19 protein-coding genes and 1 other RNA gene are annotated in these 23,708 nt (G+C 61.9%); 13 read left to right on the forward strand and 7 right to left on the reverse strand.

Annotated elements, in window-relative coordinates:
* Position 1 precedes the first annotated feature (1 nt).
* From smc to MF4836_RS16680, 6 genes are all read left to right on the forward strand, one after another.
* A complete protein-coding gene (smc, locus tag MF4836_RS16655) occupies positions 2 to 3,490 on the forward strand; it encodes a chromosome segregation protein SMC (protein ID WP_078471166.1) in 3,489 nt (1,162 codons plus the stop codon).
* A gap of 258 nt (positions 3,491 to 3,748) precedes the next feature.
* Positions 3,749 to 4,591 (forward strand): cell division protein ZipA, encoded by an 843-nt coding sequence (gene zipA / locus MF4836_RS16660; RefSeq protein WP_020300378.1) that lies wholly within the window; start codon positions 3,749 to 3,751, stop codon positions 4,589 to 4,591.
* A gap of 140 nt (positions 4,592 to 4,731) precedes the next feature.
* Positions 4,732 to 7,098 carry an NAD-dependent DNA ligase LigA gene (gene ligA / locus MF4836_RS16665; protein WP_078471167.1) on the forward strand — a complete coding sequence of 789 codons (2,367 nt, stop codon included), beginning with the start codon at positions 4,732 to 4,734 and terminating at the stop codon, positions 7,096 to 7,098.
* Between the two features lie 105 nt (positions 7,099 to 7,203).
* The gene (locus tag MF4836_RS16670) at positions 7,204 to 8,370 is read left to right on the forward strand and encodes a zinc-binding metallopeptidase family protein (RefSeq protein ID WP_078471168.1); all 1,167 of its coding nucleotides are present in this window, start codon (positions 7,204 to 7,206) and stop codon (positions 8,368 to 8,370) included.
* A gap of 251 nt (positions 8,371 to 8,621) precedes the next feature.
* Positions 8,622 to 8,718, forward strand: an RNA gene (ffs, locus tag MF4836_RS16675) — signal recognition particle sRNA small type.
* A 276-nt stretch (positions 8,719 to 8,994) separates the two neighbouring features.
* The gene (locus tag MF4836_RS16680; RefSeq protein WP_238596154.1) at positions 8,995 to 9,585 is read left to right on the forward strand and encodes a hypothetical protein; all 591 of its coding nucleotides are present in this window, start codon (positions 8,995 to 8,997) and stop codon (positions 9,583 to 9,585) included.
* A gap of 69 nt (positions 9,586 to 9,654) precedes the next feature.
* Here the strand turns inward: MF4836_RS16680 and MF4836_RS16685 are convergent, their stop codons facing one another.
* Both MF4836_RS16685 and MF4836_RS16690 read right to left on the reverse strand, forming a co-directional pair.
* Positions 9,655 to 10,548, reverse strand: a complete 894-nt coding sequence (locus MF4836_RS16685; protein WP_078471169.1) for a DUF2167 domain-containing protein — start codon at positions 10,546 to 10,548, stop codon at positions 9,655 to 9,657.
* 117 nt (positions 10,549 to 10,665) lie between these two features.
* Positions 10,666 to 11,532, reverse strand: a complete 867-nt coding sequence (locus MF4836_RS16690; protein ID WP_078471170.1) for a LysR family transcriptional regulator — start codon at positions 11,530 to 11,532, stop codon at positions 10,666 to 10,668.
* Positions 11,533 to 11,634: 102 nt separating this feature from the next.
* On the opposite strand from MF4836_RS16690, the gene MF4836_RS16695 reads away from it, so the two are divergent.
* Positions 11,635 to 12,567, forward strand: coding sequence for a DMT family transporter (locus tag MF4836_RS16695; RefSeq protein ID WP_238596153.1), 933 nt, complete (start codon positions 11,635 to 11,637; stop codon positions 12,565 to 12,567).
* Here the strand turns inward: MF4836_RS16695 and MF4836_RS16700 are convergent.
* Positions 12,539 to 12,910 (reverse strand): VOC family protein, encoded by a 372-nt coding sequence (locus MF4836_RS16700; RefSeq protein WP_078471171.1) that lies wholly within the window; start codon positions 12,908 to 12,910, stop codon positions 12,539 to 12,541. The genes MF4836_RS16695 and MF4836_RS16700 overlap by 29 nt on opposite strands.
* 146 nt (positions 12,911 to 13,056) lie before the next feature.
* Complete coding sequence (locus MF4836_RS16705) at positions 13,057 to 13,371, reverse strand: helix-turn-helix domain-containing protein (protein ID WP_020300385.1); 315 nt, start codon at positions 13,369 to 13,371, stop codon at positions 13,057 to 13,059.
* 601 nt (positions 13,372 to 13,972) lie between these two features.
* Between MF4836_RS16705 and MF4836_RS16710 the strand changes: the two genes are divergently transcribed.
* Positions 13,973 to 15,673, forward strand: a complete 1,701-nt coding sequence (locus MF4836_RS16710) for a putative bifunctional diguanylate cyclase/phosphodiesterase (RefSeq protein WP_078471172.1) — start codon at positions 13,973 to 13,975, stop codon at positions 15,671 to 15,673.
* Between the two features lie 3 nt (positions 15,674 to 15,676).
* On the opposite strand, the gene MF4836_RS16715 is transcribed toward MF4836_RS16710, so the two are convergent.
* On the reverse strand, positions 15,677 to 16,450 hold the full coding sequence (locus MF4836_RS16715; RefSeq protein ID WP_078471173.1) for a substrate-binding periplasmic protein: 774 nt from the start codon (positions 16,448 to 16,450) through the stop codon (positions 15,677 to 15,679).
* 138 nt (positions 16,451 to 16,588) lie between these two features.
* Between MF4836_RS16715 and dnaX the strand changes: the two genes are divergently transcribed.
* The 5 genes from dnaX to MF4836_RS16740 all read left to right on the forward strand — a co-directional run bounded on the left by dnaX (position 16,589) and on the right by MF4836_RS16740 (position 22,226).
* Entirely contained in the window at positions 16,589 to 18,697 is a 2,109-nt protein-coding gene (gene dnaX, locus MF4836_RS16720; protein ID WP_078471174.1) for a DNA polymerase III subunit gamma/tau, read from the forward strand.
* Between the two features lie 67 nt (positions 18,698 to 18,764).
* A complete protein-coding gene (locus tag MF4836_RS16725; protein ID WP_078471175.1) occupies positions 18,765 to 19,103 on the forward strand; it encodes a YbaB/EbfC family nucleoid-associated protein in 339 nt (112 codons plus the stop codon).
* A gap of 185 nt (positions 19,104 to 19,288) precedes the next feature.
* Positions 19,289 to 20,323 (forward strand): NADP-dependent oxidoreductase, encoded by a 1,035-nt coding sequence (locus MF4836_RS16730; protein ID WP_078471176.1) that lies wholly within the window; start codon positions 19,289 to 19,291, stop codon positions 20,321 to 20,323.
* A 65-nt stretch (positions 20,324 to 20,388) separates the two neighbouring features.
* On the forward strand, positions 20,389 to 20,991 hold the full coding sequence (gene recR, locus MF4836_RS16735) for a recombination mediator RecR (protein WP_078471177.1): 603 nt from the start codon (positions 20,389 to 20,391) through the stop codon (positions 20,989 to 20,991).
* 86 nt (positions 20,992 to 21,077) lie between these two features.
* Positions 21,078 to 22,226, forward strand: coding sequence for an acyl-CoA dehydrogenase family protein (locus MF4836_RS16740; RefSeq protein WP_078471178.1), 1,149 nt, complete (start codon positions 21,078 to 21,080; stop codon positions 22,224 to 22,226).
* A gap of 72 nt (positions 22,227 to 22,298) precedes the next feature.
* On the opposite strand, the gene MF4836_RS16745 is transcribed toward MF4836_RS16740, so the two are convergent.
* Entirely contained in the window at positions 22,299 to 22,847 is a 549-nt protein-coding gene (locus MF4836_RS16745; protein WP_078471179.1) for an adenine phosphoribosyltransferase, read from the reverse strand.
* Positions 22,848 to 22,928: 81 nt separating this feature from the next.
* Positions 22,929 to 23,663, reverse strand: a complete 735-nt coding sequence (fnrA, locus tag MF4836_RS16750) for a Crp/Fnr family transcriptional regulator FnrA (RefSeq protein WP_078471180.1) — start codon at positions 23,661 to 23,663, stop codon at positions 22,929 to 22,931.
* Between the last annotated feature and the right edge of the window lie 45 nt (positions 23,664 to 23,708).

Below are 23,708 nucleotides of genomic sequence, written 5' to 3' on the forward strand. Positions count from 1 at the left end.
CGTGCGGCTCAAGTGCATCAAGCTGGCCGGGTTCAAGTCCTTCGTCGACCCGACGACCGTCAACTTCCCCAGTAACATGGCGGCGGTAGTCGGGCCCAATGGCTGCGGCAAGTCGAACATCATCGACGCCGTACGCTGGGTGATGGGCGAAAGCTCGGCCAAGAATTTGCGCGGCGAGTCGATGACCGACGTCATCTTCAACGGCTCCACCAGCCGTAAACCGGTGAGCCAGGCGAGTATCGAGCTGGTGTTCGACAACTCCGACGGCACCCTGGTCGGCGAGTACGCGGCCTATGCGGAAATCTCCATTCGTCGCAAAGTGACCCGCGACAGCCAGAACAGCTATTTCCTCAACGGCACCAAATGCCGGCGCCGTGACATCACCGATATTTTCCTCGGCACCGGCCTGGGGCCGCGCAGCTACTCGATCATCGAGCAGGGCATGATCTCCAAGCTGATCGAAGCCAAGCCCGAGGACCTGCGCAATTTTATCGAAGAAGCGGCCGGCATCTCCAAGTACAAGGAGCGCCGGCGCGAGACCGAGAATCGCATCCGCCGCACCCACGAAAACCTGGCGCGCCTGACCGACCTGCGCGAAGAGCTCGAACGCCAGCTCGAACGCTTGCATCGCCAGGCCCAGGCGGCGGAAAAGTACCAGGAATACAAGGGTGAGGAGCGTCAGCTCAAGGCCCAGCTTTCGGCGTTGCGCTGGCAGGCCTTGCATGAGCAGGTGGCCCAGCGCGAGTCGATCATCGGCAACCAGGAAATCAGCTTCGAAGCCCTGGTGGCGGAACAGCGCAATGCCGATGCGGCCATCGAACGCCTGCGCGACGGGCACCATGATCTATCCGAGCGCTTCAATCTGGTGCAGGGGCGCTTCTATTCAGTCGGCGGCGATATCGCCCGGGTCGAGCAGAGCATCCAGCATGGTCAGCAGCGGCTGCGCCAGTTGCAGGATGATTTGCGCGAGGCCGAGCGCGCGCGCCTGGAAACCGAATCGCACCTTGGCCATGACCGCACCTTGCTCGCGACGTTGGGCGAAGAGCTGGACATGCTCGAGCCCGAGCAGGAAGTCACCAGCGCCGCCGCCGAAGAAGCCGCCGCGGCCCTGGAAGACGCCGAAACCACCATGCACGGCTGGCAAGAGCAGTGGGACAGCTTCAACCTGAGCTCTGCCGAGCCGCAGCGCCAGGCCGAGGTTCAGCAATCGCGTATCCAGCAGCTCGAAGGCAGCATGGAGCGCCTGGCCGAACGGCAGCGGCGTCTGGTCGAGGAGCGGGCATTGCTCGCCGCCGACCCGGAAGACGCTGCGATCCTCGAATTGAATGAAGAACTCGCCGCCAGCGAGGCGACCCTGGAAGACCTGCAGGCCAGCGAAGAGTCCCAGGTCGAGCGCCTGGAGCAGTTACGCCAGGAGTTGCAGCAAGCGACCCAGGCCCAGCAGCAGGCCCAGGGTGAATTGCAGCGTCTCAACGGTCGTCTGGCTTCCCTGGAGGCGCTGCAACAGGCCGCCCTGGATCCGGGCACCGGCACCGCGCAATGGCTGCGCGAGCAAAACCTGGCCGAGCGCCCGCGCCTGGCCGAGGGCCTGAAGGTCGACCCAGGTTGGGAGCTGGCGGTGGAAACCGTGCTGGGTGCTGACCTGCAAGCGGTGCTGGTGGATGACTTTGCCGGCTTCGATCTGGCGGGCTTTCATCAGGGCGATCTGCGCCTGCTGCAACTGGCGGGCGATGGTGTGCGGATTGCCGGCAGTCTGCTGGACAAGGTGGAGGCACAGGTCGATCTGTCGCCCTGGTTGGGGCAGGTCAAGCCGGTGGAAAGCCTGGAGCAGGCCCTGGCCTTGCGTGGCCAGCTGGCAGCCGGAGAAAGCCTGATCAGTCGCGATGGCTTCTGGGTTGGGCGGCACTTTTTACGGGTGCGCCGGGCCAGCGAAGCGGAAAGCGGGATGCTCGCGCGCAACCAGGAAATCCAGCAGTTGGGCCTTGAGCGCGATGAGCGTGAAGCCGCGGTCGAGGCCCTGGAAAGCCAGTTATTGAACTTGCGGGCCCAGCAACGCCAGCAGGAAAACGGCCGCGAGCACCTGCGCCGTTTGCTGCAGGACGAAGCCCGCCAGCAGGGCGAGTTGAAAGCCAAGCTCTCCGCCGGCAAGGCCAAGGTCGAACAGTTGGCCCTGCGCCGCACCCGCCTCGACGAGGAAGTGAGCGAGCTGGGCGAGCAGCGCGCCCTGGAGCACGAACAAGTGGGCGAGGCCCGCCTGCAATTGCAGGAAGCCCTCGACAGCATGGCCCTGGATACCGAGCAGCGTGAACTGCTGCTGGCCCAGCGTGACAGCTTGCGCGAGCGCCTCGATCGGGTGCGCCAGGAGGCCCGTCAACATAAGGATCACGCCCATCAACTGGCAGTGCGCCTGGGCTCGCTCAAGGCCCAGCACGACTCCACGCGCCAGGCGTTGGAGCGCCTGGAGCTGCAATCCGAGCGCCTCACCGAAAAGCGCGAGCAACTGAACCTCAACCTGGAAGAGGGCGAAGCGCCACTGGAAGAGCTGCGCCTGAAACTCGAAGAGTTGCTGGAAAAGCGCATGACGGTGGACGTCGAGCTCAAGACCGCGCAGATCGCCCTGGAAGACGCCGATCGCGAGCTGCGTGACGCCGAGAAGCGCCGCACCCAGGCCGAACAGCAATCCCAGTTGATCCGCGGGCAGCTCGAACAGCAGCGCATGGAATGGCAAGCCCTGACCGTGCGCCGCAAGACACTGCAGGACCAGTTGCTGGAAGATGGCTACGACCTGCAAGGCGTGTTGGCCACCCTGACCGGTGAGGCCAACGAGAAAGACGCCGAAGAAGAACTTGAACGCATTGCCGCGCGGATCCAGCGCCTGGGCGCCATCAACCTCGCGGCCATTGATGAATACCAGCAACAGTCCGAGCGTAAACGTTATCTGGATGCCCAGAACGCCGATCTGGTGGAAGCGCTCGACACTCTGGAAAACGTGATTCGCAAGATCGACAAAGAAACCCGTAACCGCTTCAAAGATACCTTTGATCAGATTAACTCGGGTTTACAGGCACTCTTTCCAAAAGTTTTCGGCGGTGGCAGCGCATATTTGGAACTGACGGGCGAAGATCTACTCGATACAGGGGTAACGATCATGGCGCGTCCGCCGGGCAAGAAGAACAGCACCATTCATTTGCTCTCCGGTGGTGAAAAGGCGTTGACCGCACTGGCCCTCGTATTTGCCATCTTCAAGTTGAATCCGGCGCCGTTCTGCATGCTCGACGAAGTTGACGCGCCGCTGGATGACGCTAACGTTGGACGCTATGCACGCTTGGTCAAGGAGATGTCGCAGACGGTGCAATTCATCTATATCACCCACAATAAGATCGCCATGGAAATGGCCGATCAATTAATGGGGGTAACGATGCACGAGCCCGGTTGTTCGCGCCTGGTAGCAGTGGATGTCGAGGAGGCGATGGCGATGGTGGACGCCTGAGTCGTGATTGACCCGGGCAGTTGGGGCTGCAAGTAACAGCGTTTTAGCCACTCATACTGCTGGCCAATCAACATAATGGCGCTAGCCATTGCGACAGACGGTGTAAAGTTATCTTTGGTCGTGCTAGTTTAATGTCAATTTTTCGTATGCGTGGGCAAAACGCCATTCAGAACATAGAGTTGGCGCCACGTTTTAAAGCGGTTTGCAGTTTGCTAAACCCCTTATTTTTCAGCATTTTTTATAGAGGCACGGGATTACATGGAAATCGGTCTGCGCGAGTGGCTGATCGTCATCGGCATTATTGTCATTGCCGGTATTCTTTTCGATGGCTGGCGCCGTATGCGCGGCGGCAAGGGAAAGTTGAAGTTCCGTCTGGATCGAAGCCTGTCCAACCTGCCGGACGAGGACACCAGTGCCGAACTGTTGGGCCCGCCACGGGTGCTGGATACCCATAAGGAACCGCAACTCGACGAGCATGACTTGCCGTCGGTGAGCATGCCTGCCCGTGAGCCCCGCGAGTCGGGTTCCAAGCGCGGCAAGCGTGGCAACGAGCCGCATCAGGGTGACCTCAACCTGGACCTGGACAGCGGTCCGAGCTTCAGCAGCCGTGACGATGATTTCCCGGACGAAAACAAAGTTTCCAGCCACGTCGACAAGGACCAGCCACAGGCCGAAGAAGTACTGGTGATCAGTGTGATCTGCCGCGACTCCGTGGGCTTCAAGGGGCCGGCCCTGTTGCAGAACATTCTGGAAAGTGGCCTGCGCTTTGGCGAGATGGATATTTTCCACCGCCACGAAAGCATGGCCGGTAACGGCGAAGTACTGTTCTCCATGGCCAACGCGGTCAAGCCTGGTGTATTCGATCTCGACGATATCGACCACTTCAGTACGCCGGCCGTGAGTTTCTTCCTCGGTTTGCCAGGCCCGCGTCACCCGAAGCAAGCCTTCGACGTGATGGTGGCGGCGGCGCGCAAGCTGTCCCAGGAACTCAATGGCGAACTCAAGGACGACCAGCGCAGCGTGCTGACCGCCCAGACGATCGAACACTACCGTCAACGCATCGTCGAATTCGAACGTCGCGCCCTGACTCAAAAGCGCTAAGCGCTAAGCGCTTGCTCGCCGGCCTGCCGGTTGCCGCCGATCGATCAGGATCGCGCAGGCACCGGTTGCCCGGCGATGCTTCTGGAACCATCTTCAGATCGAGCAGCCTAGGCTGCTCTTTTGCTTTGTGAGAGAACATCATGACCGCCGCCGAAACCCGCATTCTTGAGCTGCGCGCTGAGCTGGATCAGCACAATTATCGCTACCACGTACTCGACGAGCCGAGCATCCCGGACGCTGAGTACGATCGGTTGTTCCACGAGCTCAAGGCCCTGGAAGCCGAGCATCCTGAACTGGTGACCAGCGATTCACCGACCCAGCGTGTCGGCAGCGCGGCGCTCTCGGCGTTCACCCAGGTGCGCCATGAAATCCCCATGCTCAGCCTCGGCAACGCCTTCGAAGAAGTCGACATGCGCGAGTTCGATCGTCGGGTCACCGAAGGCCTGGATCTGCCGGTAGGCGATCTGTTCGGCGCCGGGGCGGCGGTTGAGTACAGCTGTGAGCCCAAACTCGATGGCCTGGCGGTCAGCCTGCTGTATCAGGATGGCGTGCTGGTACGCGGCGCGACACGCGGCGACGGCACCACCGGCGAAGACATCAGCGTCAATGTGCGCACGGTGCGCAATATCCCGCTCAAGTTGCAGGGCAGTGGCTGGCCGCCGACCCTGGAGGTGCGCGGTGAGGTCTTTATGTCCAAGGCCGGCTTCGAGCGCCTGAATGCCACGCAGTTGGAAATCGGCGGCAAGACCTTCGCCAACCCGCGTAACGCGGCGGCAGGCAGCTTGCGTCAGCTGGATTCGAAAATCACCGCCAGCCGCCCGCTGGAGTTCTGCTGCTACGGTATCGGCCAGGTCACGGCCGACATTGCCGACAGCCATATCGGCAACCTGCAGCAACTGAAGCAGTGGGGCATGCCGATCAGCCGCGAGCTGAAACTGGCCAAGGGCATCGACGAGTGCCTGGACTACTACCGCGATATCGGTGAGCGCCGCAACGCGTTGCCCTATGAGATCGATGGCGTGGTGTTCAAGGTCAACAGCATTGCCGCGCAGCGCGAGTTGGGTTTCCGAACCCGCGAGCCGCGCTGGGCGATTGCCCATAAATTCCCTGCCATGGAAGAGCTCACCGAACTGCTCGATGTGGAATTCCAGGTCGGCCGTACCGGGGCAGTCACGCCGGTGGCGCGTTTGAAGCCGGTCAAGGTCGCCGGAGTCACCGTGTCCAACGCCACCTTGCACAACATGGACGAAGTGGCGCGCCTGGGGCTGATGATCGGCGATACCGTGATCATTCGTCGGGCAGGCGATGTGATTCCGCAGGTGGTGCAAGTGGTCACCGAGCGGCGGCCGGAGAACGCCCGGCCGGTGCAGATTCCCGAGAACTGTCCGGTGTGCGGCTCCCATGTCGAGCGCACCCAGTTGGTCAAGCGCAGCAAGGGGCGCGAGACCGTCAGCGAAGGCGCGGTGTATCGCTGTGTCGGGCGCCTGGCCTGTGGTGCCCAGTTGAAGCAGGCGATCATTCACTTTGTTTCGCGACGGGCCATGGACATCGAGGGCCTGGGGGACAAGACCATCGAGCAGTTGGTGGACGAGAAGCTCATTGGCTCGCCGGCTGACCTGTACAAGCTCAAGTACGACCAGATCATCGACCTTGAAGGCTTTGCCGAGGTGTCCAGCAACAAGCTGCTCAAGGCCATCGAAGACAGCAAGACCCCAACCCTGGCGCGTTTTATCTATGCCTTGGGGATCCCGGACGTGGGCGAGGAGACGGCCAAGGTCCTGGCGCGGTCCCTGGCGTCTTTGGAGCGGGTCCAGCAGGCCTTGCCCGAAGTCTTGACCTACCTGCCGGACGTTGGCCTGGAAGTGGCTCACGAGATTCACAGCTTCTTTGAAGACAGTCACAACCAGGAGGTGATCGGCGCCTTGCTGGACCCGCAACAGTGCGGGCTGGTGCTGCAGGATCAGGGCGAGCTGGGCGCCGACTTTGCCGCCAGCACCACCCTGGAAGGCATGCTCGACAAGCTGCATATCCCTTCGGTGGGGCCGGGCGCGGCGCAGAAACTGGCCGACAAGTTCGGCACCTTGCAGGCGGTGGTGGCGGCTGACTGGCTCGATATGCGCCAGGCCCTGCCGGAGAAACAGGCCAAAGCGGTGCGCGACTTCTTCGATATCGAGAGCAATGCTCAGCGGGCACTGGCCATCGAGGCGCAGTTAAAGGCGTTCGGCATGCATTGGCAGAGCGAGAAAAGGGTCGTCGAAGGCTTGCCGCTGGCGGGCCAGACCTGGGTGCTGACCGGCTCCCTGGAGTTGATGAGCCGCGACGTGGCCAAGGACAAGCTGGAAAGCCTGGGCGCCAAGGTGGCCGGATCCGTGTCGGCGAAAACCTACTGTGTGGTGGCGGGCCCCGGCGCCGGTTCGAAACTGGCCAAGGCCAATGAGCTGGGGCTGAAAGTGTTGGACGAAGAAGCGTTCGTCAGCTTTCTTTCCGGGCACGGCATCACGGTCTGATCGGCGGCGGGCAATCGCGACCACCTGCCGATTAATCGAACGAATCTTGGAACCCCTGAAGCTTGCCCATGATCTAGTCTTGGCAAGCCTCAGGGAGGGATCGTCATGTACCGTTTTTTCGAGCAGCTCAGTTCTCGCATCGCCGCGCCATTCATGGCCGGGCAGAGTCGCAACAGCAAAGTCTGGCAGTGCCGCTGCGGGCAATCGCTGTTCTTTCGCAACAGCCAGTGCCTGGCCTGTTCCGCCGCCCTGGGTTACCAGCCGGAGCAGAGTCGCCTGACGTCCTTGCAGCCTGGTTTTGAGGTCGATACCTGGACGCTCGATGCCGACCCGCCGGCGGGGTTGTTTCGTCGTTGCGCCAACCTTGATACCCCGGCGGCCTGCAACTGGCTGTTGCCGGCCTATGGCGCGGGCACCCTGTGCATTGCCTGCAGCCTCAATCGGACCATTCCTGACCTGTCGGTGGCCGAGAACCCCGAGCGGTGGCGCAAGGTGGAGATCGCCAAGCGGCGTCTGGTCGCGCAGTTGGTCAGCCTGGGCCTGCAGGTCATCCCGAAAACCCAGGATGAGGACTGCGGCCTGGCGTTCGATTTCGTCGGTGTCGACCTTGAAGGCAAGGCTCCCACCACCGGCCATGCCAACGGCCTGATCACCCTGGACATCAAAGAGGCCGACGATGCGCACCGGGAGAAGGTTCGGGTGCAGATGCGCGAGCCGTACCGGACCTTGCTCGGGCATTTTCGCCACGAGGTGGGGCATTACTACTGGGACCGCCTGATCGCCAACAGCCATTGGCTGGAGCCGTTTCGCGGCCTGTTTGGCGACGAGCGGGCCAGTTATGCCGAGGCGCTGGAGCGTCACTATCAACAAGGTGCGCCGCTGGACTGGCAGCAGAACTGCGTCAGTGCCTACGCCACCATGCACCCTTGGGAGGATTGGGCGGAAACCTGGGCTCATTACCTGCACATGATGGACGCGGTCGACACCGCCCTCGGTTTTGGCATGAGTGCGCGGGAGATGGATTTCGATTACCAGCCGTTTCCCTTGAGCACCTTGTATGACCCCGAACACCCGGGCGGGCCGGCCTTCCTCTCGTTCGTCAACGCCTGGATCGAGTTGGCCGGCATGCTCAATGAGTTGTCGCGCAGCATGGGCCAGCCGGACTTCTACCCCTTCGTCCTGCCGCCGGCGGTGATTGCCAAGCTGCACTTCATTCACCTGGTCATCCAGCAGGAAGGCGGCAAGGCCGACGACGTCCTGGCCCTGGACTAGCACCGCTGCTGAAGGCCGGGTGGGGCAGCCCAGCCTTCCAGGCTCCCCGACCAGCCCCGTGCCGTATCAGCAACCCGTCCCCGGGATTCGGCGCAACACCCTGCCACAACGCCCGCCCGCAGCGTGCCTGCTCCTGCGACAAGTGCTTGAAGCTCATCATATTTTTTAATCTGCATGCAGCGGTTGTAACTTCGACTCAGATAGGTACAATGGCGCGGCTCGCCGTCAGGTGAGCGTCGTTATGGTGACCCCATCGGTCCCCCCGCAACGATTACCCGTGAACCTGGTCAGAGCCGGAAGGCAGCAGCCACAGCGGGAACATTGTGTGCCGGGGTGTGGCTGGTGGGGTTGCCTCCATAACGCTTACTCGTTGATGTTCTTCAACGAGTCTTTTCTCGAATCACTCCCCCTTTTTTGAATACCATGCTTCAGGCTTATCGTGCTTGCGGTTTAATTTCGCCTGCCTTGGGCGCAGGGGAAGCTTCATTCGCAATGCGGTGCTGATGACGGGCATGAAGTACAAGGACGTTGTCGCCATGGCTTATAGCAGGCGCATTGAAAATGCCGACACGGCACTCAAAGGGAAAAAATAACGTGGCGATTCGACGTTCTACCTGGCTGGTCCTGACCGCTTCGGTCTTCAACCTGTACCTGGGGGATGCTGCGCTGGCGGCGACATCAACCCTGCAATCGGGCAAATACGAAGCCTTGATGCTGGCGGTAACCCCGGAACATCAGGTCGAGGGTTACTACTCCGAACAGATGGGGGAGGGCGTGAGCCGCAGTTGCACCTTTTACCTGCAAGGCAAGGTTGAGGCGGGGCGCAAAGCAGCGCTGGTCACCTGGCTTGATGCCAGCTACCCCGGCAGCCTTGAAGCCACCGCCACGGGCGTGAACCTGACCATCGGCAAAGGCCAGCAACACCCGGGTTGCATCAGTGTGATGACGCCGGAGATCGCCACTGGCCTGGAGTTGACCCGGACCGCCAGCAAGAAATGGGTCATCCTGGTCACCGTGACCGCCGACAAGGCGTACCTGCAAAAGGCCCCTGACGCCAAGGCCGGGCATCGCGCCTATCTCGTCAAGGACGATGTGGTCGGGGTGTTGGGCTTCAACAAGGGGTGGGCGCAGGTTGAGTTCATCAACGATAAGGACCGATCGTTCAGCGGCTGGATCAGCCAGGACCAATACGCGAAGTTGACGCCGAAGCAGTAAGGCGTTTATCCGCTAGGGCCTAGGGATTGGGCAGGCATCGCCCCCGCAGTACGGGGGGCGATTTTTGGCTCAGGATTTCTTCTTGAACAGTTTGCGGATCAGCACGCCAAGGCCGACCAGACCAAGCACAATGAATTTCTTGCCCGCCAGGAGCAGTACGCCGAGTTTGGCGAACAGCCCGGCCTTGCTCGCGATACCGCCGGCGACCAGGGCTGCCAGGCCGTAGGAGGCCAGCTTGTCGGTGCCCGGGTTGTAGTCGGCGTAGCGGTTGCCTTCAGTGAAGTTGGTGGAGGCCAGCACCTTCGGCATCTCGCGCTTGATGGTCGGCAAGTCGGCCATGGCCGCCACCGCGTTGAGCTCCAGCACGCCCTCGCGGCCCAGCACGCGGATGCTGTAGTTCAGGGTGCTGTCCTTGGCTTCTTCGGCCTTGAGTTCGCGGGCCCAGTACATCTTGTGCGATTGCGCGTCATAGCGCGGCTGTTCGGCCCAACCCAGCAGGTAGAGAGCGCCGTAGCCCTGTTCCTTGCGTTGTTTGTTGTCTTCTTCGTCTTCGGCCTGCATTTGCTTGAGCAGGTCGTTGTAATCGATTTTTGCCGCGTCTTCGTCGGAGATATGCCCGTCGTCGTTGTAGCTGATGATCACGCCCCAGCCTTCGGCTGCCAGCGGGCTGACGTTGCTCGGGACGATCATGCCCAGGTTGCTGAAGCCGGGCGGGTTGCCCCAGCCTTCGGTGAGGAGCTTTTCGGTGTCGGTGGGGTTGAGGTAGTAGAACTCTTTACTCAGGTCGAGGCGGGCAATGTCACCAGGCAGTTTGATGCTGCCGTGCTGCGGCGAGAGTGATGCCAGGAATTGCTCCGGGGTCACCTGGTCGGCGTCGCTGCTGTCGGCAGGTGCGCCGGCGTTGGCGCTGAATGGCACGGCATAGAGGGTCAGTGCGGCCAGGAGGAGGCGCAGGTATTTCATCGTATTCCCTTACATCTTGTGACAAAAAGACGCGCAGGATACCGGCAGCGTTGGGGGCAGCTCAATCGGATTTTTCCGTTTTGCGCCAGTACGGCAGGGCGTTGCGGCGGTTTTGAATCAGCCTTGAAGCTGCTCCTGCAGCAGGTGCGCAAAGGCGTCACGTGCCGTGTGGCGCTGGACTTCCTGGTGCCAGACAAAGCGATTCTCCACCGGCTGCAATTCGGCAAAGCGATAGATCTGCAAGCTTGCGGACTGGGCGTATCGCTCCAGTACGCCCTCGGGCACCAGGGCCATGCCTGCACCCGCACTGACGCAGCCGATGATGGTGCCCCAGCTGGCGTAGCCGGTGATCGACGCCTGGACCCCGTTGGCGCCCAGCCAGTCTTCCAGGGCGCGGCGATAGGGGCAGCCGCTGGGCCACATGAACAGGGTCTGGCCGTGCAGATCGCGGGCACTGAGGATCGGTGCGGCGCAGGCATGGGTGATCAGCACCAATGGCTCGCTGTAGAGCGTGGTGCGCTGCAATTTGGCGGGCAGTGCGTCGGTGGCGACCAGGGCGCCATCGAGCCGATGGTGCTGCAGCTCGTCAAACAGCTGGGACCAGGTGCCGGTCACCAGCTCCAGAGTGACGTGGGGATAACGGCGATGGTATTCGGCGAGCAGCGGCGGCAGGCGGCCTCCGGCGCAGGATTCGATTGCGCCGATGCGCAGGCTGCCACGGGGGCTAGCGTTGTGGTCGACGGCGCGCTTGGCTTCGTCCACCAGCGCCAGGATGCGTTCGCTGTAGCCGAGGAATATTTCCCCGGCCGGGCTGATTTTCAAGCCGCGGCCGGCACGGATGAACAGTGCGGTGCCCAGTTCGCTCTCCAGCTGCTTGATCCGGGTGGTGATGTTGGAGGGCACGCAATGCAATTGCAGGGCGGCACGGGCGATGCTGCCGGTGCGCGCTACCGCTCTTACCATGTTTAGTTGGGCCAGTTCCATCGTTCACTTCCAGTGAGGTCTGGGCTCAGTATCCATCAATTGTGGTGAGGTGTGCAGGGCGCGAGACTGAGGTTCTTTCCTCGGCTACCCGGACTTCATCCCTTGAACATTTCCCCCATATTGAAAACGGTCCTGGCCGGCGCCTTCGTCATTCTGTGCTGGGCCTATTCCCCGGTGGGTATCCACATCGGGCTCGAGGGCTATGGGCCGGGGCACCTGGCGCTGCTGCGCTTTGTCATCGCGTCGGTGTTCATGGCCGGGGTGGCCCTGGTGATGAAGATCTCCCTGCCACGCTGGCGCGATCTGCCGTGGCTGCTGGTGTTGGGATTCTTCGCGATTGCCTTGCATCACGTCAGCCTCAATTACGGCCAGCAAGGGGTCAGTGCCGGTGTGGCGAGTGTGTTGGCGCAGTCGGCGCCGATCTTCAGCACGCTGATCGCGTTTTTCTGGTTGAAGGAGCCAGTCAGCGGCTGGCGCTGGTTTTGCGTGGGGCTCGGGCTGTTCGGGGCGCTGCTGGTGATGGGCGCCGATCGTGGGTTGGCCGGGATTGAGCCTAGGGGACTACTGATTTTGCTGGCGGCGTTTTCCTGGGGGTTGTACTTCGTTTTGCAGCGTCGTTACTCGGGGCATTACGGGGTGCTGACCACGGTGTGCTACATGGTCTGGTCCGGCACTCTGTTGCTGACTGTGTATGCGCCGGGCCTGGCCCAGGCAGTGGTGCAGGCAACATGGCGGGTGAACATCGCGGTGCTGGTGCTGGGGCTGTTTCCCAGTGCATTGGCTTACCTGGCGTGGGCCTATGTGCTGGCGCGCACCGAAGTCAGTCGGGCGGCGATTGCGATGTACCTGATCCCACCGCTGGCGATGCTGCTGGCGTCGCTGGTGTTGCACGAACCGTTGCGACCCGAAGTGCTGCTGGGGGCCTGCGTAGTGTTGGGCAGTGTACTGGCGATGCAGTGGGAGGGGCGTTGGCGCAAGGGCAGGGGCGCGCCAGCAGCGGGGCAGATCAGTCGAGGGTCAGCGCAAAGACCCTGAGCCGGTGCCCGTCCGGATCGACGGCGACAAAGGTGTAGCCAAAATCCAGGGCGATGGGGGCGAGGAGGATGGGCTGGCCCAGTTCGCTCCAGCGCTGATGCAGGCGGTCGACCTCGGCCAGGCTGTCCACCGCAAGGCCCAATTCGGCCGCCCCCGGGAGTGCCTGGGGCGAAGGCTCTACGGTGTGCCTGGACCACAGCCCGAGCTTGAGACCCGAATCCAGGATGAACAGGGCGAAGGTCGGCGACAGCTCCACGGGCGGCTTGTCCAGCAGGCGGCTGTAGAAGTGGGCGCTGGTGGCCGGGCTGTCGACGTAAAGCAGAAGGTAGGTGTGGGTCATCATGCGACTCCTATTTCCGTGCTGGGTGGCTGAACAGAGGCCACCAGCTTAAGTGGCGCAGCTGTCAGTTCCTGTCAGGAGTCGTGGTTGAAAAAAACCAGGCAGATTATCGCGGGCGATAGCCTGCCTTGTTCGTGCATGACTGGGCTCTAAGGCTTGGACAAGGCCTGGTCAACCGCTGCTATCAGCTTTCCCAGATCCTTCGGGGGGGCGTTGTGAATGACACCGAACAAATAAGCTCGCTGTTCGTCTTCCTCGCCCATATCGGCAAAAAAGGCTTTCAGCTTCACTCCCAGAACATCGGCAAACAGAAACAGAGCTTCAACGCTGGGGGTGTAGGTGCCGGTTTCGAAGCGGCTGATGGTTTTAGGGTCAAAACCGGTTTTTTCACCTAGTTCAGCCTGAGTAAGCCCCGCTACCTTGCGATAACGTCTTATGGCTGGACCCAAACTTGAAATTTGCATCGCTCAATTCCCATTTAGAATCAAGAACTTAACGATAAATCTTCGCATTAGACAACACCATGATTCATCACCTTGCTTTGCAAAATGTGATGTATTTCGTAGAATCGACGCTTCGGACAGGTATTTGGTGATCTGGTTTCAGAAGGCGGAGTTTGCGAAACAGGAACTCATTGCATTTGCCCTGTCCGCCCGGACCCGAGGATATGGCGCGCGCTGGACGCCTCGTTAACCTGCGCCAACACTCCGTCGCCACCGTGCCCGGTGCCCTGTTTGATCCTAGTTGATCTTCGTCGACCCGAAGCTCGACCGTCGCGCAAACCGCTGTACGGCTGCAACCCCGGCATCAGTGTCGGTGGAGCCTTGCCGCCCCGAAGTACATTGCGAACAGCCCGCAGCCGGCCACCCCGGCATGGGTTTGGAATGCTCTCCATGGAGTTCTAACGTGCGTCTCAAATTGCCGGTTACCTGTGTTGAACGGATCTTTCCGGGGCAGCAGCGGCTCGATGTCCGGTGCCCTGGTGGTCCGGATCCAAAACGAATCTCTTCCGGGCCCCAGGCCCTGGTCGAGCGGTTCAACCGCTAGCGACAGTGAGCCTGACTCATGGATGAGAAATACCGCAGGGCCGTAGACGCAGCCGCCATTTTTTCCGAGACCGATCTGGACGGGCGTATCACTTACGTCAACGACCTGTTCTGTAAAGTCTCGGGTTACAGCCGCGAAGAGTTGGTGGGCGCCGATCACAAGATCCTCAGCTCCGGCCTGCACCCGCCCGAATTCTTCACCTCCCTGTGGCGCACCATTGCCCTGGGCCAGGTGTGGAAGGGTGAAATCTGCAACCGAGCCAAAGACGGCACCCTGTATTGGGTCGACAGCACCATGGTGCCGCTGCTCGACGATTCTACCGGGCGCGTGATGCGCTATGTATCGATCCGCTTCGATGTCAGCGAAAACCGCCAACTCCTGCATTCATTGCAATGGCGGGTGGGGCATGACGTGCTCACGGGCTTGCCCAATCGGGCGTTTCTTTCCGATCTGTTGAACCAGGCACTGGCGTTTTCCCGCCAGGAAGACATCCCCCTGGCGGTATGCATGCTCGATCTCGACGGCTTCAAGGCGGTCAATGATGGTTATGGGCATGCCTGCGGTGACCTGCTGCTGGTCGAAGTGGCCAGCCGCTTGCGCAGCATTGTGCGTGGCGAGGATGTGGTGGCACGGCTGGCCGGTGACGAGTTCGTGCTGATTCTGCGCTATGTGCGCGACGTTCAGGAGTTGCGGGCGGCCCTGCACCGGGTGCTGAGTGCGATTTCCACGCCCTATTCGATTCAGGGCAAGGAAATCAATGTCTTCGCCAGTATTGGTGTGACCCTGTTTCCGGCGGACAACGACGACGCCGATACCTTGCTGCGCCATGCCGACCAGGCGATGTATGTGGCCAAGCAGGGCGGGCGCAATCGCTTCCATCTGTTCGATGTGTCCCGCGACCGCGAGGTCAAGGCTACGCACCAGACGGTCGAGCTGGTGCGCCATGCCCTGAACGCCGGGGAGTTGTGCCTGCATTTCCAGCCCAAGGTGAATATGCGCACCGGCTCGGTGGTCGGTTTTGAAGCCTTGCTGCGCTGGCAGCACCCGCAACGCGGGCTGGTGGGTCCCAATGAGTTTCTGCCGCTGGTGGAAGAAACCGACCTGATCGTGGATATCGGCGAGTGGGTCATGAATCAGGTCATGACCCAGTTGCAGCAATGGCAAGTGAGCGGTCAGGGTTGGCCGATCAGCGTCAATATTGCCGCGCGGCACTTCCAGCGCGCTGATTTCGTCGAGCGCCTCAAAGCGATGCTGGCGCGTTATCCGCAGGTGGCGCCGCAGTTTCTGGACCTGGAAATTGTCGAATCGGTGGCGATCGAGAATATCGAGCACGTCAGCGATTGCCTGCAGGCCTGTCAGGCCCTGGGCGTGCAGTTTTCCCTGGGGGATTTCGGCACCGGTCATGCCTCCCTGAGTTACCTCAAGCGCCTGTGCACCCAGACCATCAAGATCGACCGGGTATTTGTCGCCGATATCCTGCAAGACCAGAACGATCTGGCCCTGGCCCAGGCGCTGATCGGCCTGGCCCGTGCGTTCGGGCGCAAGGTGGTGGCCGAGGGCCTGGAAACCCGCGAGCACGGGGAAGTGTTGATGGCCCTGGGCTGTGACGTGGCCCAGGGCTACTTCATTGCCCAGCCGATGCCGGCGCAGGAGATTCTGCGTTGGGTGGCGAGTTTCAGCGCCCCTCTGGAATGGCAGGCCCAGGAAGTCGCGTTGTGAGGCTCAGGGCTGATCGGCGACCGGCACGGCCTCCGCTGACTCGCGGATGCCGGTGTAGAGCTGGATGATGTCGTCGATTTCGCCGGACATTTTCATCCGCAGCAGGGTACGCAATATGGTTTGCACCGGCACCTGCGGGTCATTGCGCACGTAGCAGCCGATGGCCTGTTCCTGCAGGACCGCCACGCTGTGCAATTGTTTGTCGGGCATCAGCCGCTGGTTGAACCAGTTCAGGGTCCATTGATTGCTGACCGCATAGTGGTAGCGGCCGGCGCCGAGTTTCTCCAGCACCTGTTCCTGGTTGCGCGCATCGTCGCGTACCAGTTGGCCGCGTTCGAACAGCGGCTGCAGGGACGGGTAGGTGTAGCTAAGCACCGTGCCGATGTTTTGTGGCGGCAGGTTCGCGGCCGTGATCGCCTGTGGGTCTTGCCCGGTACTGACCAGCAGGTCGCGCTGCACGAACAGCGGAATGCTCCAGATGTAGTCGCCCGACTGATTGGGCAGCCAGGACTGCGCGACATAGCAGCGCACGTCGATTTCACCGCGTTCCATGGCGGCCTGTACCCGCGCCCGCGCCAGGACATGAAATTCGGCGGGGCGACCGACCTGGGTGGCGAGGCTGGCCATCATGTCGTGGAGGATGCCCTGGGTCGGTTTGCCCGCCTCAATCTGCACCAGGGGCATGGCCCAGCTATCGGCGATCGCAAAACGCAGCGCCGGCTCGCTGGCCGAGGTACTGGCACTGATCAGTAGCAGGGCGCCCCAGGTTAAGCGCATACGTTCTCCGTCCGTGATTAGGCCGCTTGCAGCCCCGCAAAATGCAGCTTAGCCAGATTAGACGAGCACACCGGATGCAATTTCGCCCTTGCTCCGCTAGCATTACCGGCTTCCGCTTCCCAGTTGCGACGGTTTTCGATGAGTTATCAGGTTCTTGCACGTAAATGGCGTCCGCGCTCGTTCCGCGAAATGGTCGGCCAGACCCATGTGCTCAAGGCTCTGATCAATGCCTTGGACAGCCAGCGGCTGCACCACGCCTATCTGTTTACCGGCACCCGCGGGGTGGGCAAGACCACCATCGCGCGGATCATTGCCAAATGCCTGAACTGTGAAACAGGTATCACTTCCACGCCCTGTGGCACCTGCTCGGTCTGCCGCGAGATCGACGAAGGGCGCTTCGTCGACCTGATCGAGATCGACGCCGCGAGCCGGACCAAGGTCGAAGATACCCGCGAACTGCTGGATAACGTGCAGTACGCGCCGAGCCGCGGGCGCTTCAAGGTCTACCTGATCGACGAAGTGCACATGCTTTCCAGTCACTCGTTCAACGCCCTGTTGAAAACCCTGGAAGAGCCGCCGCCCTACGTCAAATTCATCCTGGCCACCACCGATCCGCAGAAACTTCCTGCAACCATTCTGTCGCGCTGCCTGCAGTTCTCCCTGAAGAACATGACGCCGGAGCGTGTGGTCGAGCATTTGACCCACGTGCTGGGCGTCGAGAACGTGCCGTTCGAAGACGACGCCCTGTGGCTGCTGGGGCGTGCCGCCGATGGCTCGATGCGCGATGCCATGAGCCTGACCGACCAGGCCATCGCCTTTGGTGAAGGCAAGGTCATGGCTGCCGACGTGCGGGCGATGCTCGGTACCCTGGACCACGGTCAGGTATTCGATGTCCTGCATTCACTGATCGAAGGCGATGCCAAGGCATTGCTTGAGGCGGTGCGCCACCTGGCCGAGCAAGGCCCGGACTGGAATGGCGTGCTCTCGGAAATTCTCAACGTGCTGCACCGCGTCGCCATTGCCCAGGCATTGCCCGAGGGTGTCGACAACGGCCATGGCGACCGCGACCGGGTGCTGGCCCTGGCCCAGGCCCTGCCGGCCGAGGATGTGCAGTTCTATTACCAGATGGGTCTGATCGGCCGGCGCGACCTGCCGCTGGCTCCGGACCCGCGAGGCGGCTTCGAGATGGTGCTGCTGCGGATGCTGGCCTTCCGTCCGGCAGACACTGCGGACGCGCCGAGGCAGGCGCTAAAGCCAGTGGGGATCAGCCAAGCCACAGTTGATTCCGCTCAATCCGTGGCGCGCACCGTACCTGCTGCACCCGTAGCGGCAGTGGTGGCGCCGGTCGCTGCTGTCGAGCCTGTCGCCCCCGTTGTCCCACAGGCTGCCCCACCAGCCGCGCCTGAGCCGGTAGTGGCGGCCGTTGTGGCCCCAACGCTTGAAGTCGTCCCCGAGCCGACGCCCGAACCGCCAGTTGCCGAAGCGGTGGTCGACTTGCCGTGGAATGACCCGGTTGAGCCGAGCATCGAGCAACAGCCCGCTGTCGAACCGGTGCTGGAAACCGCCGCCGAGCAGCCAGAGCTGACGCCGATGCCGACCCCCACGCCTGACAGCGTGGTGCCGGACGCGCCGGAGTGGGTCAGCGCGCCGGTGCCGGAGCCGACGGTGGCCGAGGTGGACGCCGCGACACCAGGTATCGACCTGGACGACGAGCCGCCGTTGGACGAGGACTATATTGAGCCGGACATGGATTCGGCCTACAGCTACCTGGACGAGCTGGCCAGTGAGCACGCCGCTGAACCGGCCCCCGAGCCGGAACCGGAGCCTGCGGCGATGCCGGCCACCGGCCTGGCATTGGAGTGGTTGGAGCTGTTCCCGAAACTGCCGATTTCCGGCATGACCGGCAGCATTGCCGCCAACTGCACCCTGATGGCGGTGGACGGCGACAACTGGTTGCTGCACCTGGACCCGGCGCACAGTGCGCTGTTCAACGCGACCCAGCAACGCCGGCTCAACGATGCACTGAATCAGCATTTCCAGCGCACCTTGAGTATCAGCATCGAGCTGATCAAGCCCGAGCAGGAAACCCCGGCCCAGGCCGCATCGCGGCGGCGGGTCAATCGCCAGCGCGAGGCCGAGGAGTCGATCCACGGCGATCCGTTCATCCAGCAGATGGTGCAACAGTTCGGCGCGGTGGTTCGGCACGATACTATTGAACCTGTCGAAGCCCTGGTCACCCAGGGCTAATAACTGAAGGGCGCCGGGTCCTGTTGGCCGGGCGCGATGTTTATCCAAGTACTTTGAGGTGATTCCCATGATGAAAGGTGGCATGGCCGGCCTGATGAAGCAGGCGCAGCAGATGCAGGAAAAAATGGCCAAGATGCAGGAAGAGCTGGCCAACGCCGAAGTCACCGGCAAGGCGGGTGGCGATATGGTCACCGTGGTCATGACCGGTCGTCACGGCGTCAAGCGTGTCAGCATCGACCCAACCCTGCTTGAAGGTGTCAGTGAGGATGACCGCGAAGTACTGGAAGATCTGTTCGCTGCGGCGGTCAACGACGCTGTGCGCAAGATCGAAGCCAACAGCCAGGACAAAATGTCCGGCATGACTGCAGGCATGCAATTGCCTCCAGGCATGAAGCTGCCGTTCTGATTCGCGCGAGCGCATCGGATGTAGTACAAAAAAGCCAGGCTTCGAGCCTGGCTTTTTTTTGCTTCAGCGCACCTGCCCGGCGCCGGCGATGCCTGGCATGAACAGGTAGAAACTTCGAACGCCCCCGGCATGTCGCGGTCTGCACCCTGTATGACCCATTCAATCCTTGATAAGGAGCGCCTCTGATGTCGCAAGCATTGACCCTCAACCAGCGCGTGGTTCTGGTTTCCCGGCCGAACGGAGCGCCTGTGCCGGAAAACTTTCGCCTGGAGCGCGTGGCGTTGCCGGACCTGGCGGACGGCCAGGTACTGCTGAAGACCTTGTACCTGTCGCTGGACCCCTACATGCGTGGACGCATGAGTGATGCACCGTCCTATGCTGCGCCCGTCGAGATCAATGAAGTCATGACCGGCGGCGCTGTCAGCCAGGTCGAACGCTCACGCAACCCGAAATTCCAGGAAGGTGATCTGGTGGTGGGCGCCACCGGTTGGCAGAGCCACAGCATTTCCGACGGGCGCAATCTGGTGCCGGTGCCGGTGGGGCTGCCCAGCCCGTCCATGGCCTTGGGGGTGCTGGGCATGCCGGGCATGACCGCCTACATGGGGTTGATGGACATCGGCCAGCCTAAGGCCGGGGAAACCCTGGTGGTGGCTGCGGCCTCCGGCGCCGTGGGTTCGGTGGTAGGGCAGGTGGCCAAGCTCAAGGGGCTGCGAGTGGTCGGGGTGGCCGGCGGTGCCGAGAAATGCCGGTATGTGGTTGAGGAATTGGGGTTTGATGCCTGTATCGATCACCACAGCCCGGATTTTGCCGACGAACTGGCCCAGGCCTGCTTCAAGGGGGTGGACATCTATTTCGAGAACGTCGGCGGCAAGGTGTTCGATGCGGTGTTGCCGCTGCTCAACCCGAAGGCACGGATCCCCCTGTGCGGGCTGATTGCCCAGTACAACGCCCAGGAGGCGCCACCCGGACCGGATCGCCTGCCGCTGCTGCAACGTGCATTGCTGACCAAACGCGTGCGCATCCAGGGTTTTATCGTGTTTGATGACTACGCTGATCGCCAGCCGGAGTTTGTCAGCGCCATGGCGCCCTGGGTGCGCGAAGGCAAGGTCAAGTTCAAGGAGGACGTGGTCGATGGCCTGGAACAGGCACCTGAAGCCTTTATCGGCCTGCTCGAAGGGCGCAACTTCGGCAAGCTGGTGGTGCGCGTCGCGCAACCTTGAGCATTTGACGCTAATCGGAGGCGCGGGTATAAACCGCGTCTCGTTGTTTTGTCGGACCTTTGCCCATGAGCTTCAGCCCCCTTATTCGCCAACTGATCGACGCCCTGCGCACCTTGCCCGGTGTCGGTCAGAAAACCGCCCAGCGCATGGCCCTGCAATTGCTCGAACGCGACCGCAGCGGCGGCTCGCGGCTGGCCCTGGCCCTGAGCCAGGCCATGGAGGGCGTGGGTCATTGCCGGCTGTGCCGGACCCTCACCGAAGACGATCTGTGCCCGCAATGCTCGGATAATCGCCGCGACGACACTTTGCTGTGTGTGGTCGAGGGGCCGATGGATGTGTACGCGGTGGAGCAAACCGGTTATCGCGGTCGCTATTTTGTGCTCAAGGGGCATTTGTCGCCGCTGGACGGCCTTGGCCCTGAAGCCATCGGTATTCCACAATTGGTGGCACGCATCGAGGAGCAGGGCAGTTTCACCGAGGTGATTCTGGCGACCAACCCTACGGTCGAGGGCGAGGCTACGGCGCACTACATCGCTCAACTGCTGAGCAACAAGGGCCTGGTGACCTCGCGTATTGCCCATGGCGTGCCGCTGGGTGGCGAGCTGGAGCTGGTGGACGGCGGGACCCTGGCCCATTCGTTCGCCGGGCGCAAACCTATCGCCTTGTAAGGACTCGTGGCGCGCCGAGCGTGGCGCCGCCTTGAAAACCAAGCAAGCGCTTGGTAAGTTCCTCCGACCTTCAGAGGAGCTTGCCGATGTCTGCCTGCCAGGAATACTTCGACCCCAGCCACCAATTGATCCGCGATAGCGTGCGACGTTTCGTCGAGCGCGAGATCCTTCCCGATATCGACCAGTGGGAAGAGGCCGAGACCTTTCCCCGCGAGTTGTACCTCAAGGCCGGCGCTGCCGGGATCCTCGGCATCGGCTATCCGGAGGCACTGGGTGGCAGCCATGAAGGTGACGTGTTCGCCAAGATTGCCGCCAGCGAAGAGCTGATGCGCAGCGGCTCCGGCGGCCTGGTGGCGGCCTTGGGATCACTGGATATCGGCTTGCCGCCGATCGTCAAATGGGCCCGGGCGGAGGTTCGCGATCGGGTGGTGCCCCAGGTACTGTCCGGGGAGAAAATCAGCGCCCTGGCGGTGACTGAGCCCGGCGGTGGCTCGGATGTGGCCAATCTGCAAACGCGTGCCGTGCGCGAGGGCGATTATTACCGGGTCAGCGGCAGCAAGACCTTTATCACCAGCGGTGTGCGCGCGGACTTCTACACCGTGGCGGTGCGCACCGGGGCGCCGGGCTTTGGTGGTATCAGCCTGCTATTGATCGAAAAGGGTACCCCGGGCTTCAGCGTCGGCCGTCAGTTGAAGAAAATGGGCTGGTGGGCCTCCGATACCGCCGAGCTGTTCTTCGATGATTGCCGGGTGCCTGTGGAGCATCTGATCGGCGCTGAAAACATGGGGTTTGCCTGCATCATGGGCAACTTTCAGAGCGAGCGGCTCGCCTTGGCGCTGATGGCCAACATGACCGCGCAACTGGCTCTGGAAGAGAGCCTGAAGTGGGCGCGTGAGCGTGAGGCGTTCGGCAAACCCATCGGCAAGTTTCAGGTGCTCAAGCATCGCCTGGCGGAGATGGCCACGGCGCTGGAAGTCTCACGGGAGTTCACGTATCGGCAGGCCGCGAAAATGGCCGCCGGCAAGAGTGTGATCAAGGAGATCTCCATGGCCAAGAATGTGGCCACCGACACCGCCGACCGCATCACTTATGACGCGGTGCAGATCCTCGGCGGGCTGGGCTACATGCGTGAAAGCCTGGTGGAGCGGCTGTACCGCGACAATCGCATCCTTTCCATCGGCGGTGGCACCCGGGAAGTGATGAACGAAATCATCAGCAAGCAGATGGGGTTGTAGCGCGATTTGCCGGCAAGGCCGCTGCCGCATTGCATGGGGCGGTAGCGGCGGGCGTGCCGGCGAGAAGGATAATCAGCGCTCAGTCAGGGAAAACCGGGTCAGGCAAAAGGTCGGGATGCCCATGTCTTCCAGTTTTTGCGAGCCACCCAGTTCCGGCAGGTCGATGATGGCGGCGGCTTCGAAGATCTTCGCTCCCATGCGTCGTACCAGGTTGGCCGCGGCGATCAGGGTGCCGCCGGTCGCGATCAGGTCATCGAACATCAGCACCGAGTCGCCTTCGCACAGGCTGTCGGCGTGCACTTCGAGGAAGGCCTCGCCGTACTCGGTCTGATACCCCTCGGCCAGCACATCAGCAGGCAGCTTGCCCTGTTTGCGGAACAGGATCAGCGGTTTGTTCAGTTGGTAGGCGATGATCGAGCCGATCAGAAACCCACGGGCATCCATGGCGCCAATGTGGCTGAAGTCTTCTTCGACATAACGCTGGGCAAAGCTGTCGGCTACCAGGCGCAGGGCCTTGGGCGACTGGAACAGGGGGGTGATGTCGCGAAAGATGACGCCCGGTTTCGGAAAGTCGATGACGGGGCGGATCAGGGATTTGATGTCGAAGCTGTCGAAGACCATCGTGAGGGTGTCCTGGCGGGCAAATGGGCCGCGCCAGTATACCCGCGCCTGCGCCGCTTGGCTCGGCGCGGGCGGGTGGGGTCAGACTTCCAGTGCGCCGCCGGCGAGGGCGCAGAGCTGGATCGGATCGAGGATGTGCACTTCCTTGCCTTCGGCCGCGATCAGTTCGTTCTGCTGGAAGCGCGTGAACACCCGGGACACGGTTTCCACCGCCAGGCCCAGGTAATTACCGATTTCGTTGCGCGACATGCTCAGACGGAACTGATTGGCCGAGAACCCGCGAGCCCTGAAGCGCGCGGAGAGGTTGACCAGAAAGGTCGCAATGCGTTCGTCGGCGGTTTTTTTCGATAGCAGCAGCATCATTTGCTGGTCGTCACGAATTTCCCGGCTCATGACGCGCATCAGCTGGCGGCGCAACTGTGGCAGTTGCAAGGCCAGTTCATCGAGGCGTTCGAAAGGAATTTCGCAGACTGAGGTGGTTTCCAGCGCCTGGGCGGAAACCGGATGGCTTTCGGTGTCCATCCCGGACAGGCCTACCAGCTCGCTGGGCAGGTGGAAGCCGGTGATCTGTTCTTCGCCGCTGTCGCTCAGGCTGAAGGTCTTGAGCGCGCCGGAGCGTACCGCATAGACGGAGTCGAATTTATCGCCCTGGCGAAACAGGAATTCGCCTTTCTTCAGTGGCCGACCACGTTTGACAATATCGTCCAGCGCATCCATGTCTTCCAGATTCAGAGAAAGTGGCAGGCAGAGGGGGGCCAGGCTGCAATCCTTGCAATGGGCCTGGTTGTGAGCGCGCAGTTTAACTGGCTCGGACATTACTAAAATCCTTGTGGGGAAACACACATAAGCCGTAAGGGTACC

Source organism: Pseudomonas sp. MF4836 (assembly GCF_002018875.1).
Lineage (GTDB): Bacteria > Pseudomonadota > Gammaproteobacteria > Pseudomonadales > Pseudomonadaceae > Aquipseudomonas.

What these genes read in the sequence shown, in the direction of transcription:
- zipA (WP_020300378.1), top strand. Translation starts at nt 3,749, where the DNA reads ATGGAAATCGGTCTGCGCGAGTGGCTGATCGTCATCGGCATTATTGTC.
- MF4836_RS16715 (WP_078471173.1), bottom strand. Translation starts at nt 16,450, where the DNA reads ATGCGCTTAACCTGGGGCGCCCTGCTACTGATCAGTGCCAGTACCTCG.
- recR (WP_078471177.1), top strand. Translation starts at nt 20,389, where the DNA reads ATGAGCTTCAGCCCCCTTATTCGCCAACTGATCGACGCCCTGCGCACC.
- dnaX (WP_078471174.1), top strand. Translation starts at nt 16,589, where the DNA reads ATGAGTTATCAGGTTCTTGCACGTAAATGGCGTCCGCGCTCGTTCCGC.
- MF4836_RS16710 (WP_078471172.1), top strand. Translation starts at nt 13,973, where the DNA reads ATGGATGAGAAATACCGCAGGGCCGTAGACGCAGCCGCCATTTTTTCC.
- fnrA (WP_078471180.1), bottom strand. Translation starts at nt 23,663, where the DNA reads ATGTCCGAGCCAGTTAAACTGCGCGCTCACAACCAGGCCCATTGCAAG.
- MF4836_RS16670 (WP_078471168.1), top strand. Translation starts at nt 7,204, where the DNA reads ATGTACCGTTTTTTCGAGCAGCTCAGTTCTCGCATCGCCGCGCCATTC.
- MF4836_RS16690 (WP_078471170.1), bottom strand. Translation starts at nt 11,532, where the DNA reads ATGGAACTGGCCCAACTAAACATGGTAAGAGCGGTAGCGCGCACCGGC.
- MF4836_RS16740 (WP_078471178.1), top strand. Translation starts at nt 21,078, where the DNA reads ATGTCTGCCTGCCAGGAATACTTCGACCCCAGCCACCAATTGATCCGC.
- MF4836_RS16685 (WP_078471169.1), bottom strand. Translation starts at nt 10,548, where the DNA reads ATGAAATACCTGCGCCTCCTCCTGGCCGCACTGACCCTCTATGCCGTG.
- MF4836_RS16745 (WP_078471179.1), bottom strand. Translation starts at nt 22,847, where the DNA reads ATGGTCTTCGACAGCTTCGACATCAAATCCCTGATCCGCCCCGTCATC.
- MF4836_RS16730 (WP_078471176.1), top strand. Translation starts at nt 19,289, where the DNA reads ATGTCGCAAGCATTGACCCTCAACCAGCGCGTGGTTCTGGTTTCCCGG.
- MF4836_RS16705 (WP_020300385.1), bottom strand. Translation starts at nt 13,371, where the DNA reads ATGCAAATTTCAAGTTTGGGTCCAGCCATAAGACGTTATCGCAAGGTA.
- ligA (WP_078471167.1), top strand. Translation starts at nt 4,732, where the DNA reads ATGACCGCCGCCGAAACCCGCATTCTTGAGCTGCGCGCTGAGCTGGAT.
- MF4836_RS16700 (WP_078471171.1), bottom strand. Translation starts at nt 12,910, where the DNA reads ATGATGACCCACACCTACCTTCTGCTTTACGTCGACAGCCCGGCCACC.
- MF4836_RS16725 (WP_078471175.1), top strand. Translation starts at nt 18,765, where the DNA reads ATGATGAAAGGTGGCATGGCCGGCCTGATGAAGCAGGCGCAGCAGATG.